At 44.9% G+C, this 15,376-nt stretch carries 15 protein-coding genes; 2 read left to right on the top strand and 13 right to left on the bottom strand.

Annotated elements, in window-relative coordinates; all coding sequences use genetic code 11:
• Positions 1–354: 354 nt before the first annotated feature.
• Positions 355–951 (top strand): GNAT family N-acetyltransferase, encoded by a 597-nt coding sequence (locus tag Xkoz_RS13630; RefSeq protein WP_099142682.1) that lies wholly within the window; start codon positions 355–357, stop codon positions 949–951.
• A gap of 32 nt (positions 952–983) precedes the next feature.
• Here the strand turns inward: Xkoz_RS13630 and Xkoz_RS13625 are convergent, their stop codons facing one another.
• From Xkoz_RS13625 to Xkoz_RS13615, 3 genes are all read right to left on the bottom strand, one after another.
• Positions 984–1,922, bottom strand: a complete 939-nt coding sequence (locus tag Xkoz_RS13625) for a VirK/YbjX family protein (RefSeq protein ID WP_099142681.1) — start codon at positions 1,920–1,922, stop codon at positions 984–986.
• Between the two features lie 466 nt (positions 1,923–2,388).
• Positions 2,389–2,823 carry an acetyltransferase gene (locus Xkoz_RS13620; RefSeq protein WP_099142680.1) on the bottom strand — a complete coding sequence of 145 codons (435 nt, stop codon included), beginning with the start codon at positions 2,821–2,823 and terminating at the stop codon, positions 2,389–2,391.
• Positions 2,824–3,037: 214 nt separating this feature from the next.
• Positions 3,038–4,207, bottom strand: a complete 1,170-nt coding sequence (locus tag Xkoz_RS13615; protein WP_099142679.1) for an MFS transporter — start codon at positions 4,205–4,207, stop codon at positions 3,038–3,040.
• A 556-nt stretch (positions 4,208–4,763) separates the two neighbouring features.
• Here Xkoz_RS13615 and Xkoz_RS13610 point away from each other — a divergent pair.
• Positions 4,764–5,240: a VapA/VapB family virulence-associated protein gene (locus Xkoz_RS13610; protein WP_099142678.1), complete on the top strand. Its 477-nt coding sequence runs from the start codon at positions 4,764–4,766 to the stop codon at positions 5,238–5,240.
• A gap of 505 nt (positions 5,241–5,745) precedes the next feature.
• On the opposite strand, the gene Xkoz_RS13605 is transcribed toward Xkoz_RS13610, so the two are convergent.
• Genes Xkoz_RS13605 through Xkoz_RS13560 form a run of 10 tightly spaced genes read right to left on the bottom strand, consistent with a single transcriptional unit; the run spans position 5,746 to position 15,292 of the window.
• A complete protein-coding gene (locus Xkoz_RS13605; protein WP_099142752.1) occupies positions 5,746–6,975 on the bottom strand; it encodes a beta-ketoacyl-ACP synthase in 1,230 nt (409 codons plus the stop codon).
• 26 nt (positions 6,976–7,001) lie between these two features.
• On the bottom strand, positions 7,002–7,733 hold the full coding sequence (locus Xkoz_RS13600) for a 3-ketoacyl-ACP reductase FabG2 (protein WP_099142677.1): 732 nt from the start codon (positions 7,731–7,733) through the stop codon (positions 7,002–7,004).
• Positions 7,730–8,224 (bottom strand): hotdog family protein, encoded by a 495-nt coding sequence (locus Xkoz_RS13595; protein WP_099142676.1) that lies wholly within the window; start codon positions 8,222–8,224, stop codon positions 7,730–7,732. The genes Xkoz_RS13600 and Xkoz_RS13595 overlap by 4 nt, the downstream gene beginning before the upstream one ends.
• Entirely contained in the window at positions 8,224–9,390 is a 1,167-nt protein-coding gene (locus Xkoz_RS13590) for a beta-ketoacyl-[acyl-carrier-protein] synthase family protein (RefSeq protein WP_099142675.1), read from the bottom strand. Before Xkoz_RS13590 ends, Xkoz_RS13595 begins: the two co-directional genes overlap by 1 nt.
• Positions 9,391–9,393: 3 nt before the next feature.
• Positions 9,394–9,954: a DUF3261 domain-containing protein gene (locus Xkoz_RS13585; RefSeq protein ID WP_099142674.1), complete on the bottom strand. Its 561-nt coding sequence runs from the start codon at positions 9,952–9,954 to the stop codon at positions 9,394–9,396.
• On the bottom strand, positions 9,954–12,278 hold the full coding sequence (locus Xkoz_RS13580; RefSeq protein ID WP_141554422.1) for an MMPL family transporter: 2,325 nt from the start codon (positions 12,276–12,278) through the stop codon (positions 9,954–9,956). The genes Xkoz_RS13585 and Xkoz_RS13580 overlap by 1 nt, the downstream gene beginning before the upstream one ends.
• Complete coding sequence (locus tag Xkoz_RS13575) at positions 12,250–12,852, bottom strand: outer membrane lipoprotein carrier protein LolA (RefSeq protein WP_422646064.1); 603 nt, start codon at positions 12,850–12,852, stop codon at positions 12,250–12,252. Before Xkoz_RS13575 ends, Xkoz_RS13580 begins: the two co-directional genes overlap by 29 nt.
• 17 nt (positions 12,853–12,869) lie before the next feature.
• Positions 12,870–13,292: an acyl-CoA thioesterase gene (locus Xkoz_RS13570; RefSeq protein WP_099142672.1), complete on the bottom strand. Its 423-nt coding sequence runs from the start codon at positions 13,290–13,292 to the stop codon at positions 12,870–12,872.
• A gap of 3 nt (positions 13,293–13,295) precedes the next feature.
• Positions 13,296–15,011, bottom strand: a complete 1,716-nt coding sequence (locus tag Xkoz_RS13565) for a glycosyltransferase family 2 protein (RefSeq protein WP_099142671.1) — start codon at positions 15,009–15,011, stop codon at positions 13,296–13,298.
• Positions 15,002–15,292, bottom strand: a complete 291-nt coding sequence (locus Xkoz_RS13560; RefSeq protein WP_141554423.1) for an ApeI family dehydratase — start codon at positions 15,290–15,292, stop codon at positions 15,002–15,004. The genes Xkoz_RS13565 and Xkoz_RS13560 overlap by 10 nt, the downstream gene beginning before the upstream one ends.
• Positions 15,293–15,376 lie beyond the last annotated feature (84 nt).

The following is a 15,376-nucleotide window of genomic DNA, read 5'->3' as shown; positions in this document are numbered from 1 at the left end:
AGTTCCGGCATTATTGGAACCACTTTGTTAATTGATTGTGACAAATATCATAAAATAGAGTATCAATGGCAGCTTAATGCAGATCCATTGAAGCGACAAATCCCCCCGTGTTTACGATTGTCGTGGGTTTTTAATCGTGCCTACTATCAATAAATTCTTTCATGATGATGAATAATAGTGGCGGAATTAAATAAAAATTTAATATCGTAGGAGACTCCCTTAGCCCTCGCGCCACGAGGACTAAGGGAGTCTGAATAAATATCAGTGTCAGTATTGGTATTTCCCCGCTGCGCGGGAGATATCAGGCGCTTCTTGAAAGGCGACGGGTATAAAAGGGTTTAAGGGGATATCACTATGGGAAAAATAACCGATTGGGTGACGTTAACCGGAAAACATGTGACTTTACTACCTTTGTCACATGACAGACATGATGAATTTGTTCGTGCTATTGAGGATGGGCAGTTACATAAACTGTGGTATGCCAATGTGCCTGATCCCGTCAATGTCCAGAGGGAAATCGAACGTCGTTTGTCCCTGCATGCTAAAGGTAGCATGTTACCGTTTACTGTCATCAACAATGTTACGGGGATGGCTGTTGGCATGACAACCTATATGAATATTGATGCGAACACTCCCAGATTGGAAATTGGTTCTACATGGTATGCGCATTCTGTTCAACGTACGGCAATAAATACGGAAGCCAAATTTCTATTGTTGCAGTATGCATTTGAGGAGCTGGAATGTGTCGCGGTGGAACTGCGTACCCATTTTTTAAATCAGCAAAGCCGCAGGGCGATCGAGCGATTGGGAGCCAAGCTCGATGGTATTTTGCGTCATCACTTGCGAGCCAAAGAGGGTTCGATAAGGGATACCTGTGTTTATAGCATTCTTCTCAATGAATGGCTCGTCATTAAAACGCATCTTACATGGTTAATGACGAAGCCACGTTGAGTACCCAATGGGTATTTATTTCTGGCAGGAAATCAGGCGGCTTTAAGGGATGTTTTGATATCGTTTTCCAGCGCGTCCAGTAATTGATAGCGACGGCGATATTCGGCGCGTTTTTTACTGGGGATCTCATCCAACGATTTTCTTTCTATGGCTGATGGCAAGTGGAAGTCGTTATTTTCCTTTCTGACACCACTGAGCGATTCCCAGAAGGCGTTATAATCAGCGACCATCTGATTTTTCTTTTTATGCCAATAACGGATGCTGCGGTAGATGTGAGTCTCATTACTGACTGCCAAGATCTGCTGACAATTCATATGCTCGGCAAAACGGCAAATAGCTTCAATCAACAGGCGCTTGGGGAATAACCCATAACACTCTTTCGTGGCATGGCGGATAATCTCCAGCGCATTGTCCCCCTTAGTTGGCCCTTGCAATACTCCAATAAACAGGGTTTGTTTGCCATCAACCATTAATAAAGTGAATGCACACTTAGCCAGAATGACATTTTCTGCGGTCGTAATATATAAAGAGAGTTCACCTTCTTTATTCAGATTATCCAGTGAATCAATATATATCAGAAATGTTTCATTTTTGCCTTGAATAGTTGCCAGCAGATAAGCATCAATATCATAAATCTTACTAATAACGGCAGGCTCTAATTGTTTGAATAATAATTGATAATGTTCATTCAAAGCACCAACAATCTGTTTACGTTTAAAATTAATGCTTAAGTATGGGCGATGTAATTTGCAAGGCAAACTGGGTTGCTTTTTCAATATATCCAAATGGTGAGACGTTCTGGCGAGGCCATCCAACAGTTTCAGTGTAGAAACGGGAGTCAGGAGGCTGCGCAGGGCAAATTTAGTTCGGTTGCTGGATGAATGCCAGTATTCCCCTGGAATAATCCGTTTTCCGATAAGATTAGCAAACAGCTTCATTCCTGAAGAGGTAGGTTGTTGTAAATAAGTCATTAATGCTCAAACTCAAAAAAGTAAAAATATTCATACCCACTGAATTTCAAGTTGTAGCACGGTGACAAAAGCATAACGAACGCTATGTTTATGACCATGTGACTAAAGGGGGTGGACGTAGCCAGCAAAGTTGCAACTTGAAAGGTGGCAGGCATATACGGCCTCCATTATATCATTGATTTATCAAGTTCTGCCTAAACGTTTACAAAACATGCCATTACTTTAAATTTATTTATTTTTTTTGTGTTGAAAAATCTTATTTGAATTATGACTTTTATCGTCATAAAACAACACTGATTCTGATTTAATTCTATTTTTTTGAATGATGCTTCTATTTGTGTATTTGTAATGTTTATGTATTGTTCTTTTTGTGAGCATTCCGTAAAAGGAGAATAGATTATTGCAGAATAGTTTTGTGATCCATTATTTAGAAAACCACAGCACGATTTTTAACAAGCTAAGCTTTTCAAGCTAACTTCATATGTAATAGCGGAAATGGGTTCCCTTGCCCATCAATCTCTGAACGGGAAAATACCTGAAATCCCATATGTTGGTAGAAACCAACGCCTTGTGTATTTTGTTCGTTTACATCCAACTCGTTAATTTGCAAATGACTAATGGCAAATTGCAGTAACATCTTACCGATCCCTGTTCCTCGCGCCTGCGGCGCAATAAACAGCATCTCTACTCGATGTTGATCCGTACTGATAAATCCCACGATATTATTTTGCTCATCGACAGCCTTATAAACAGTGAGATTGGGCAAATAATCGTTAAGGATCTGCGGACGTAGCACCTCAATCATCATCTTTGGCAAGAAATCATGAGTGGCAAGTACGGAAGCTTCCCAGATTTGAATCAGTGCCGAAAAATCAGCGTTGGTGGCTTGCTGTATTTGCATTTAATACCTTTATATTTTTGTTGTTTTTGGTTTCAGATCGGATATTTTTCCGGCTATCTTAAAGTAAAAATAAGAAAGTGCAATAATTCAGCATAGTTCGTTATGAATAAATGTTTTCATATTTGGTATATAAATCGAGCTAAAAAGAATCGACCTAAAATAAAAAAGTGCCGCAACTTGCGGCACTTTCATATAAGCTCAGATTATTTCATCGCTAGCTTGCCAATACACGATCTTTGCGGGACAAACTCACCAGCAGCATATAAATCGCAGTAGCTAATAAGGCAATGAAAAAGAAACTCATCAGCCCATTATGCTGAGCTTTAAAGTAGTGTTGTCGCATAAAATGCCCTGCTACCAGTGGCCCAATGGCAGAACCAATACTGTAGCTTAACAACATAACTTGGCTTGCGGCTACGATATAGGACGCATCCAGCTTGTCACAAGCCAGGGTGATCGCAATCGGGTACAGCGCAAAAGAGGACATGCCCAAAAGAGCCAGTGCCACTATCATGACGATGTAATGCTCAAAGAGATAGGCCATTCCGATAGCGAAGACCCCCAATAGTGAAGCCATTGCCAATAGAAAAGTTTTGCTCACGATGACAGACAGCTTGCTGATAATCGGTTGTATGGCCATTCCGCCCAAAATAATCGCTGCCATCAATACACCGACTTGATCGGCACTGAAATGACTTTGGCTTAGAGATAAGGGCATCAAACCATAGATAGTGCCCATAACAATACCCGATGTCATACAGCCAACGATCGCAGGTTTACTGAATTCGGTGATTTTTTTCAGCGACAGACTTTGGTGGTGGAGGGCAGGAGGCTGTCCATGACGCACAAATAATGGCGGCAAAATCGCGACAAACAGGAGTGCCGAAATCACCATAAAAGGGATCATCCCCTGAGTGCCAATCGGCCCAATCAATAACTGGCCTAACGTTGTGCCACCGTAAAGAGAAGTCATATAAAAACTCAGGCGCTTGGCGCGCTCTTTGGGATTGTCGCCAATCAGTAGCCAGGACTCGACGACAACAAAGACACCCGCGACGGCCACGCCGGCAATACACCGTACCAGTAACCAAATTTCTTTATCTGGAAAAAAAGGCAATATCATGACGGTCGCTGATAAAAGCAATAAAAAGACAACAAATGAAAGACGGTGACCTATCTTGGCGATAACCGGCTCAATCATCATTGAACCGATTAATAGACCGGCATAATAAGCGCTGGCTAACCAACTGGCATAAACCGTATCAATGCTGAAACTTGCCATCGACAGGGGAATTAAGCTCATCAGGTAACCAGAAGCAATGGCAAAAACAGTCAAGCCGGCGACAGGTACAAATGCACTGTCATTCTTGCGCAGCAGTTTCACTACTGTCGTCTCCACATAAAAATATCAGCCAGAAATGCGCTGCTTTTCATCAAGGTTTTGCCGAATGGCGGCCACGACATATGCCAAGGACTGGAATATATCTTGTGATTTAAGCAGTGGAATTCACTCAATGACCTTGAGTGGTGCGGACTATAGCCCTTTCTCACAAAGAGATACAACGAGAAAAACTGATACTCATGAATGAAAAGATTTATGGAAAAAGGGGGGCGTGATTGGCGCTGAAAGAAGCCTGATGCATCAGTGAGATTGCGATTCATTTCACTAATATTAATTTCATGTTGAAAACATCTAGATTTGTACTATGCTTTTATTATAAATAAAAGCTAACTACATTTTTTTCTTGAAGGTTATTAGGTATTGATAAATGTTTTTTAATAAACTGAGAACCAGGAGGACTATGGGATATCGTAATGAAAAGTAACAATGTTTGTTTTTATATTAAATATGACTTAATTGCTATTCTGTTTTACATATAATCAGAGCAAATTTTAAGTTTTAAATTAATCTTTCTCGATTTATAAAGCCGGGGGAAGTTATGACTAAAAAATTCACTGAATCAGAATCTTCTTTGATTGTTTCAAAGGGACTGAAAATTATCGATTCTTTAAATGAATCAACAGTAAATTTGTTAAAACACAAAAAGGTAGTGCCCGATGATTTAATTGCCAATCCACAGAAATCCGAGTTAAAATCTTATAATGCTCATTTGAGTTTAACGAGCTATTTTTTTTATTTTAAACTCACTCTGGAAGTTGAGGGTTTGAAAACTTTTTACGGAAGCGCCGGGGGGATCGGATTTGTGGGAAAAGGGGACTTTTCCGGTACATTTTATATTGGTATGGATGATCTTGATACCTTTTATCAGGAAGAAACAAGTTTTGTTGCAGTGATAACACCAGTGACTATGAGTTTGAGTTTTTTACATTATCCCATAGATAAAGCTGCACAGTTTGACGGAATCGGATTGGGTTCTATATCAGCGACAATCGGAGGGGGCGGTTATTGGGAATAATATACCAGTCCTTAACTGACAATACTTTATTTTATCTATAAGGCTTCATTTGTAACTTAATTATCGTTGGCAAAACATAAATAAAAGTTACGTAATGAAGCCTATTATTATAAAACACCAAAAAGAAAATTAAGTAAAAATATTGAATGGTTGTTTTGATGTTAAAAATAATCGTTAATTACTTTGGTCAAGTGGTTATTTCTATTAGTAAAATATAAGGGAGGTGTCTTAATTTAGATCTGAATCGATGGTTGGATGATATAGCAGAATCATATTAATATGACATAATATCTAAACCTAAGATGACAAGGCATAACACGAGATGGGCTATAGCTTAGATTTTCGAAAGAGTTATGTTGATTTTGCTATATCAGAATTAAGTCATTCGCAATATCTTATTGCATTCGTAAGCTATTAATGATGTTTTGTATGGCATATATGAGCAGATCCGCCCATGAATTTTTAGACAAAAGGCCACCATAATAGTGACCTCACGTTCCTATCATTAAGCCCAACGGCGGATCACAATCGAGGTATTGATGCCACCAAAGGCAAAGTTATTGCTTTGGATAAACTCGGTTTGGATTTTACGGGGCTGGTGCATAATGTAATCCAACTCACCACAAGCGGGATCAATCTCGTTGAGATTGATCGTGGGGGCAAACCACCCTTCGTTCATCATTGCCAGGCTTAGCCATGCTTCAAGGGCACCGCAAGCCCCCAGAGTATGGCCGAAATAACTTTTTAGTGAAGAGATAGGGGCTTGGTTGCCAAAAATATGAGCCGTAGCTTGGCTTTCTGCCACGTCTCCCCGATCGGTTGCCGTACCGTGGGCACTAATATAACCGATATCGGCGGGTTGTAAGCCGGCTGACTTCAGTGCCATTTCAATGCATATCTGCATGGTTTCGGATTTTGGCTGGGTGATGTGGGATGCGTCACAGTTAGTGGCAAATCCGATTATTTCACCATAAATCTTGGCTCCACGCGCTTTGGCATGTTCCAATTCTTCAAGGATCAATGTGCCTGCACCTTCACCAATCACCAGACCATCGCGGTTAACATCAAATGGAGAAGGCGTACTCTTTGGTGCTTCATTTTTCTGGCTGGTGGCGAACAACGTATCAAATACTGCCGCTTCGGATGGACACAACTCTTCAGCCCCACCTGCCACCATGACGGTTTGATAGCCGTGGCGGATAGCTTCCCACGCATACCCAATCGCCTGACTACCCGATGTACAGGCACTTGAGGTTGGGATCACTCTGCCGCGTAGTCCAAAGAACAGACCGGTGTTGACGGCAGTGGTATGGGGCATCATTTGCACATAGGTTGTGCCTGTGATGTTATTGGTGTGCTTTTCAGTCAGCATAGTTGCAAAGTCGCTGACGGGTTTAGTGCTGCCTGTAGAAGAGCCATAGGCAATACCTGTTGCCCCATTGGTCAGTATTGGATCATCGAGCAAACCTGCCATCTCTAAGGCCAGCTCTGTGGCGCGCGTTGACATCAGGGAAACTCGCCCCATAGAACGAATGCGTTTGCGGGTATAATGTTCAGGTAAAATAAAATCCGTAATGGGTGCCCCAAGGTGGGTATTAAGCCCATCATATTCTGCCCATGCTGGCATCTGTTGGACGGCATTAGTGGCCGTTTTCAATCCCGCGGAAACAGATTGCCAATTGTGCCCCAATGCGGTAATCCCCCCCATTCCTGTAATGACGACCCTGCGTGGCATGTTCTGATGGAATAGAGCATTGTGGTTCATAGCATCCCTCCGTTGATTGAGATAACTTGACGGGTGACATATCCTGCAATATCAGACATCAGGTAGCTGGCAAGCCCCGCAACTTCATCAACGTGTCCCATTCGTTTTATTGGGATCATATTCATCGCTTCTTTCAAAGCGGCGGCTTCCATTTGGATCATGTCTGTCTCAATCAGACCGGGGGCAATACAGTTCACGGTGATTTTTCTTTTCGCTAATTCGATTGCCAGCGCTTTTGTGGCACCGATAATCCCTGCTTTAGCAGCACTGTAATTGACTTGTCCTCGGTTACCCATTAAACCCGATACGGATGATAAGGTGATGATGCGCCCTCCTTGACGTAAACCGATCATCGGCATGATGCAAGGATGGATGACATTGTAGAAGCTATCCAAATTGGTATGAATGACACTGTCCCAGTCATTACCGTCCAGTGCTGGGAAAGCACCATCTTTGGCAATCCCTGCATTGCAGACGATGCCATAGTAAGCGCCGTGAGTTTCGATGTCTTTTGCCAATATTTCACGGCAAGTAGATCGATCCGAAACATCAAAATTCAGTATACGGCCATGGCTTCCGCTTGCCTGAATGTGTTCCAGTGTCTTTTCCGCGCCTTTCGCATCGCGGTGGTAATGCACGATGATAGTAAAACCCTCTGCCGCCAGTCGGCAGGCAATCGCCCTGCCAATCCCTTTGCTGGCACCGGTCACTAGAACTGAACGCATTATGCTACTCCATCCTGTTTATTGATTAGTTGTATGAGGTCTGTTTTGTCAGGTTGGTAGGTGTTCAGGCGGCCGGTCACCTGCACAGTGCCATTGCAACTGATTTCACCGTCAAAACTGCCAAATTTTTCATCTTGCAGTAATAAATTCATCTGAATATCCAATACACTACCCGATGTGAACGCGGGGATCCGGCACCGTACTGCACGACCCCCCAATAACATCCCCAGTGCGGAATCGTCCTCTTTTCTTTCCCTGCGGTGCCAGCCAGACCAGACCCCAATCGTCTGGGCCATGATTTCAATGGCAAACCAACCCGGCAGATGGCCTTCTTCATTGAGAAAAGGCGAGAGGATACCATCTTGGCTGACCGTGACCTGACAATGGACATGGTGACTGGATACGTTGATCACTTTTTCCAGTAACACCATCGGGGTTGCATGCGGGAGATAACGATCTATAGGTAAATAATCTACGGATAAACAGTTAGACATTATTCTGCTCCCAATATCAGGCTGGTATTGTTGCCACCAAAGGCAAAAGAATTTGACATGACTGTCGGTTTTTTCAGCGGTTGTGATTGGGTTAGCAAACCGCAGGCCGGCAGAGAGGTATCGATGCCTGAGCGTGAAAAATCCTGAGCAGGCAGCGATAAGTGACGTGTTAGCAGTAACCAGCAAAGTCCGGCTTCGCAAGCACCTGCGGCGCCAAGGGTATGGCCGGTTAAATATTTAGTCGAGCTGCATGGCGTATTTTCACCAAAAATCTGATTGATAACCCTCGATTCCATCTGGTCGTTCAATTTCGTGCCCGTTCCATGCAGGTTAATATAACCGACGTCGGCTGGGGCGAGTCCGGCATTTCCCAATGCCATATTGATAGCTTCAATGGCCCCTTTCCCTTCGGGATGAGGGGCTGACATATGCCATGCATCACTGGATTCTCCTACGCCGAGTAAGGCTATCGGCTGGGGTTCTCGCGTTAGCAGCAGCAATGTTGCGGCTTCCCCAATGGTAATGCCTTGGCGATTTTCACAAAAGGGTTCACACAAAGTGGGAGAAATGGACTCCAGGCTATTGAATCCATTGATTGGCATACGGCTTAATGTGTCCGCGCCACCCACAATGGCGACATCCACGAGATCCATTTCAATCAGGCGTTGGCCGCTGATAATCGCCCGTGAACTGGATGAACAGGCTGTAGAGAGGGTAAATGCAGGCCCATCAATACCCAAATAACTGGCAAGGAAACGGGAAGGATCGCCCAATTCTTGTTGGTAATAGTGGTAATGCTCATCGGGTTGTTGATGAATGGTGTGGCTGACATGCTGATCACCTTCTTCGAGACCAGAAGTGCTGGTTCCCATAATCACGGCAATGCGTTCCCGCCCATAGCGAATGATGGCTTCGTCCACTTGTGGTTTTATTTGCATCAAGGCAGCCATTAACAAGCGATTATTACGGCTGTTGTGCTGAAATAGGCTGTCAGGAATGACGGGTAATTCACCGTCAACACCTCCCAGACAGCAGGTTTTGTCAGGTTGTAACCAGCCTGAACGCTCATACATGCCTGGTGCTTGATGGCGCACAAGGTTATGCGCAATCTCATCCACATTATTGCCTAACGCATTGAGCATACCCACGGCAGAAATATAAATCATGTCTTACTTTTCCAGATGCTGAATAGCGATGTCATAACCAAAAACGAATTGCTGAACGCGAATCGGGCGTCGTTTGCCATGTTGGGGATCATAATGAATTTCTGTGATTAATTTCCCTTTTTTGTCATGCAGTTGGCGGAGATTACCGCTATCTTTGAGCCTCCAGCCATCAGGCAGTTGGCTCTGCCAAGCGGAGACCGGCCAGTAACTGAACATAATATCGGCCAAGACTTGACTGGCGGGGGGGAGTTCCGGCAAGAGAATGGATTGTTCGGTATGCACGCCATTTTTGTCGTAATCTAATTTGAACAACCGAATACCTAGCGAAGATAATCCAGCGAGTGACAGGTGTTGCTCATTCGCGTCAAGCAGCACAATCAAGGATTGCTGCTTACCTTTTACGGTGGCGGTTAACAGTTGTTGTTCATTGATGGCCGGCGTTATGGTTGGCTCTGGCAATGAAACACGTACACCGGGTTTCAGCCACGCAGTGGGGGTGCCGTTTTGTGGCGCATTTGTACAAGCTGCCAGCAGGCAGGTCAGCGATAGGATGAATAACCGCATCACGAGGACTTTTTCCTTTTTTGGCGTTTAGGTATTGCCAGTGGTGATAGCAGGAAAGCCGTGAAGATCCCGCTGCATAATACGATACCAAAACTACTGATTGCCTGAGTGCGACTGAACATCAACATGCCTAGTGTGAGCAATGAAGTACACATGGCTACGCTGATCGCCAATAGAGAAGTCAGCGGAGTACCACGGGGATTGCTGAAAAACAGGGTGTAGTTGATGCCAATACCCAGCACCAGAACCAGGGCTAATATTGAAAATAAGTTCAGGCTGTGGCCACTAAAACCGAGAACAGCCAATCCACAGCCAAGGGACAATAGTGATGGTAATAGGCTGATAACGCCACGACGCAAGCCAAATCGTGCTATGTAGCTGATGGCGATTAGCATGATTGAACCTGCCAACAGCCAGCCAAGTAGGGTTCGATAAAATTGAAACATCTCATCAAAAGCCAGCTTGCGATCAACCCAACTGACTCCTTCCTGTTTTTCGGCCAATTGGCGCATCAATACACTGTCTTTAACGCCATTGACCGGGAGGAGGACGCCACTGTGACCATTTGGCAAGGTTATCCACATCAAACGCCAGCCCTCACTGACTATACTGCCAAGCCAGTCAGTTGGCGTAACCGTCATAGGGTGAATATCAGGCTGTTTTATTGTCAATCCCGCTTCTGCCAGACAAGACATGATATTGGGAGAGACGGCTTTGATTAGCGTAAGATCCCGGTGTTGCTGGGCAAGAGAAGAGAGAGGGAACCGTTGGTAATGGCTGATATTACCTTGTTGCTTTTCTGCATCTAATTTTGGAATGAAGGATTCCAATCGTTGCAATGTTTGTTCTGCATTATCGCCGTAAATAACGAACCATTTTTGATCACTTCGTTGTCCGGTTAACGCGGCAATGTGTTTTTCCTGTTGATGGATATCTTGTGGCAGAGCCTGTAATTGGGCAATGTCATCATTGATCTGCAAACGGGAAATTCCCAGTAGTGCAAAGACTGCCAACATCGCAGGTAACCCCATATAAAACAGCCAATGGTTTCTCCATAACGCCAGCCAACGCATTAACATGATCATTGCCGGAATGGGGCGCACAGGCAGGTTTTTAACCAGTCGGGGATACCAACAGACGACCGTCAAACAGGAAGCGGTTAATCCTGCGGCCGCAAATACCGCTAATTGGCGTAGGCCAGGAAAAGGCGCAAATATCATGATCAGGTAGGCAATGACCGTTGTCGCCAATGCCATTAATAAGGCAGGCAAGACTTTTTGCATACTTTGCCACGGCGTCATTTCCTGACCATGTACCATCCGTTCTGTTAGATAGTAAATGGCGTAATCAGCGGAAATACCGATGATACTGATGCTCATCACCAGCGTCATGAAATGAAGTTCGCCAAAAATCCCTAAAGTCACCACCGTTCCGGCCAAAGCGCCGATACTGATGGAGAGAACACACAGCAACAAAGGTTTCAGGGAACGAAAAACCGTGTAGATGAGGAGTAATACACCGAGAACGGTGGCACTGCCCAATGTTGAAATATCGTGTTTCGCCTGCTGGGTGGCGTAATTACTGTAAAATAGGGTACCCCGTGACATCACTTGGGTAGCAGGAAATTGAGCTGCCAGAGACTGCTGCAATTTATTCAGCTCAGTGATAGCATGATGGCCTTGCTGCATATCAAAGGAAGCGCTTTTTAGCTCCCCGTGAAGTAAGTACCAACTTCTTCCAGAATTATCTCTCGCCACTAACCACCCATCTTGAAGCCTTAATTGGCTGGATGTTTGCTGGAGAGCGAGTTGTGAGCCTCTGACCAGCATCAAAGGGTCATTATTCAGTTCCTGCCCACTGACACCGGAAAAGGCAGAGTAGACTTGAGACAAGATCCAATTTGCTTGCTGATTGCCATCACCTTTCAATCTGTCACGAGTGGCAGGATCGAGCATCGCATTACGGTGTTCATAGTAAAAACGTCCCCATGCTTGTTGCTGCTCTGCTGTCATTGGCCCTTTGACATTGGTCATGAACGGGGTTTTTTGCAAGTGTTCTAGCCAGTATTGGGCAGGGGCAGTATCTTCTTTTTCCCCCGGACTGACCATCCACACCAATTGGCGATCAAGACGCTGCATGAATTCTTCTTGCAAGGCGGGTGGCATGTCACCCGCACTTTGTGTCGGCAATAGCGCCAATACACTGGTAGACAGGCGGGATTGAGGTAACAAGACTGCCAGCAATATCAGTAGGACAGTGAATGTTAACAGCCAAAGAGGTGCCAGCAGACGTGGATCAGAATTTGAAGTATTGCTCTTCTTCATAGCTCAGCGTCTCTGGTGTTAATTGGTGTTGGGCAAAGGAGAGTTCTGTGCGATCACCTTGACGATCAGTCAGTAAAATAGCATCAAGGTGAGTTTGACCATGCAAAGTAATCGCCGTGAAAAGTTTATCCAACGGAGACGTTTTTGGGGTCAGTATCAGGCGCCACTTTTCCTGCCCAAGATCGTTGAATTCGATTTTGAAGTTTTCTTCCAGTACAGTGCGATCGGCCTGAAACAATGCCCGCATCAAGTGATTGAACTGAAACAGTTGTGGATTGGAATCAGCGGTAATCACTTGAGGTGCTTGCCCCGACATGACTTGTACCATATGGTTGTCATCCAGTAACAGTGTCAGTGGAAACGGTTTTTGCTGATTCCACCATAGCCCTTTATGCTGTGAAACCAGCATTTGACCACGGGAAGACAGGGGTTGAGGCATGCCCTGGATTTGCCGAATTTGTGTGAAATTTGCCCGTACAACGGGCTGGTGAGCAAACCGCTGTTGTAAATCATCAAGGGTAATGGCATATGCCATGTTATTGATTGTCATGAAACTTGTTGTCAAAAACACCAATATCCAACGCCATTTTTTCATGACTTGACCCCCATACGTTCGAATAGAATGTCTGGGCTGACAAAGTGCATTTCCTGTGTTTCCTTAGCAACAGCAACCTGAATGGTGTAGCCGACAGTTGTTTTTTCGCCACTTGCGGCATTAAAAATCTGGTAAGCAATTTTCAGGCGGTTTTCAAACTCTTCGATAGTGGCTTTGACACGTATTTTTTGTTCAAAGAACACTGGGGCACGGTACTTGATTTTGGCGTCAACGACCGGCCAAACATAGCCGGATTCACTCATTTCTCGATAACCATAATTGAGTTGGCTCATCAGTGCCTCACGGGCAATTTCAAAATAGCGAAAGTAATTTCCATGCCAAACAACGCCCATTGGATCAGCATCATGAAATGGCACCGTTAATTCAACCTCGGCGGTAAAACGAGGAGCAGTCAGCATTTTTTATTCCTTATTTGTTCGGGCAGACGGTAATTGCCAAAAATCGAAAAAATTGAACCAATCGAGCGGGGATTGCAGGGCATAATGTTCCAGGCGGGAAGCGTAGAGATCCACGGCTTGCTGTAACGCCTGCTCTCTCTGTTTACGTGGCAATTCCAGAGGATTGGCAAAATGCTCACAATAAATTTTGAATTGGTTATTCTGCCGAAGTGCGAACATCAACAACACCGGGCAGCGCAGCACGGAAGCAAGGATAAACGGTCCTTGTGGAAAGGGAGCAAGATGACCGAGAAATTGACTCCATACAACCCGTTGGGTATTGCCTCTGGAGGGATTAACGGCAATGCGATCACCGACGATTGCCACCCATTCGCCCGCGTCAATTTTTTCTTTTAGCAAGATAGCGGTATCGGCACCGACATTCGTTACTGGCAATAAATTGATCCCCGCCTGGGGTGAAATTTCTTCAATGATCTGTTTGAAACGCTGGGCATGTTCAATAAAAACCAGTGCATTGATGGTCTGTTTTCCCGTTTGTTGTACCAGTGCACGGCAAACTTCAATATCGCCTAAATGCGAAACCAACAGCAGTTTCCCGCCCGCATCGCCATCCAAAAGTGTTTGTTCGGCCCCTTCTGCAAACTGAATCTCTTTTCCCCACTTCAAATCACCCCGCCAACTGGCGATTTTATCCAACATAGCCTTGCCAAAACGCAGGTAGTGGCGATAACTATTCAGGCCTGGTGGAATAGCGATGCCTTTGTGTTGTAAGGTCTGTTTCAGTTTTCCAAGGTACTGGCTGGAAGCCTGACGCTGTGTCCCGCCAGTTGCCCAAAAATAGCCAACAACAGGGTAGAGCAACCATTCAAAAGGTTTGCGTCCTAACCATCGATAGATCGCCAGCATCAACTTCATGCCCCATAGCCCTTTGCGTTCTTGGATATCTGACCAATGACGCTGATTGCGGCACAATCGCTTACGCCATAATAATGAAGGAATGCGTGGTAACATGCCGAAAAACAGGCGGGTATGCATCCATGAAATGCTGAGGTTATCCCTCAAAGCATCGAAATGGGATAGACCATTTGCAGGATAAGTGACGGTTGTTGGTACAAATTCACTTTCTGTTCCCTGCCAATAAAGCCGAACCATGATTTCAATATCAAAATCCATGCGCCGGCCAACATCTTTGTCAGCCAACAGTTTTAACGTAGGTGCCAAGGGGTAGACACGAAAACCACACATACTGTCTTTGATGGACAAAGACAGTGTTTCCACCCAAACCCAGAAATGGGTGATAAAGCGTCCATACAGGCGGGATTTTGGCACGGAAGCGTCATACTTCGGGCTACCGGAAATCAAGCGATCAGGATATTGCTGCGCTTTTGCCAAAAACAAGGGGATATCTTTGAGGCAATGCTGGCCATCGGCATCAACTTGTAATGCATGGCTATAGCCTGAATTCGCGGCTGCCCGCATTCCTGCCATGACTGCACCCCCTTTGCCCTGATTATGTGCCAGGCGGATAAGCGTGACGTTAGGCACAGACTTTGCTAAATATTCAAGACGATGTTGAGTATCGGGTTCACTGCCATCATCCACGATAAAACAGTGGAGGTGGTAGGAGGATAACCTTTCCAATACCGCAGCCAGGGTTGTGCCATGGTTATAACAAGGGATCACCACACATGGCGTAATCGTATTCACGCTCAACGACATAGCTTTATTTTTCCCTGGCTTGCAGTCTGGCCTTCTAAGTCATAATGGAAGAGCAGAAGGTGTTTTTTTTCATCCCATTTGATGTGCAATCGCAATTTATTGTCTGGTTGCAGGGGTAACTGGAATTTGACCATTTCAATCGAAGAGAAAGACCACCCCGGTGCCAGCAAGGTTTGGGCATAGTGCATGGCCCAATCGATCTGAGCCACCCCCGGCAAAAGTGGCTGAATGGGGAAATGCCCTCGAAACCAATCCAAATTGGGATCTATACCAATCGCCATTGAAGATGCTTGATTTTTTATCCAAACCCGATCATGCTTACGACCATGAAAATTCATCTGACACCAGAACAAAAACGCGCCCTC

It is taken from the genome of Xenorhabdus kozodoii (assembly GCF_002632875.1).
GTDB classification, from domain to species: domain Bacteria; phylum Pseudomonadota; class Gammaproteobacteria; order Enterobacterales; family Enterobacteriaceae; genus Xenorhabdus; species Xenorhabdus kozodoii.
Note: the sequence above shows the minus strand (reverse complement) of the source record. Positions and strands in the feature narration are given on the sequence as shown.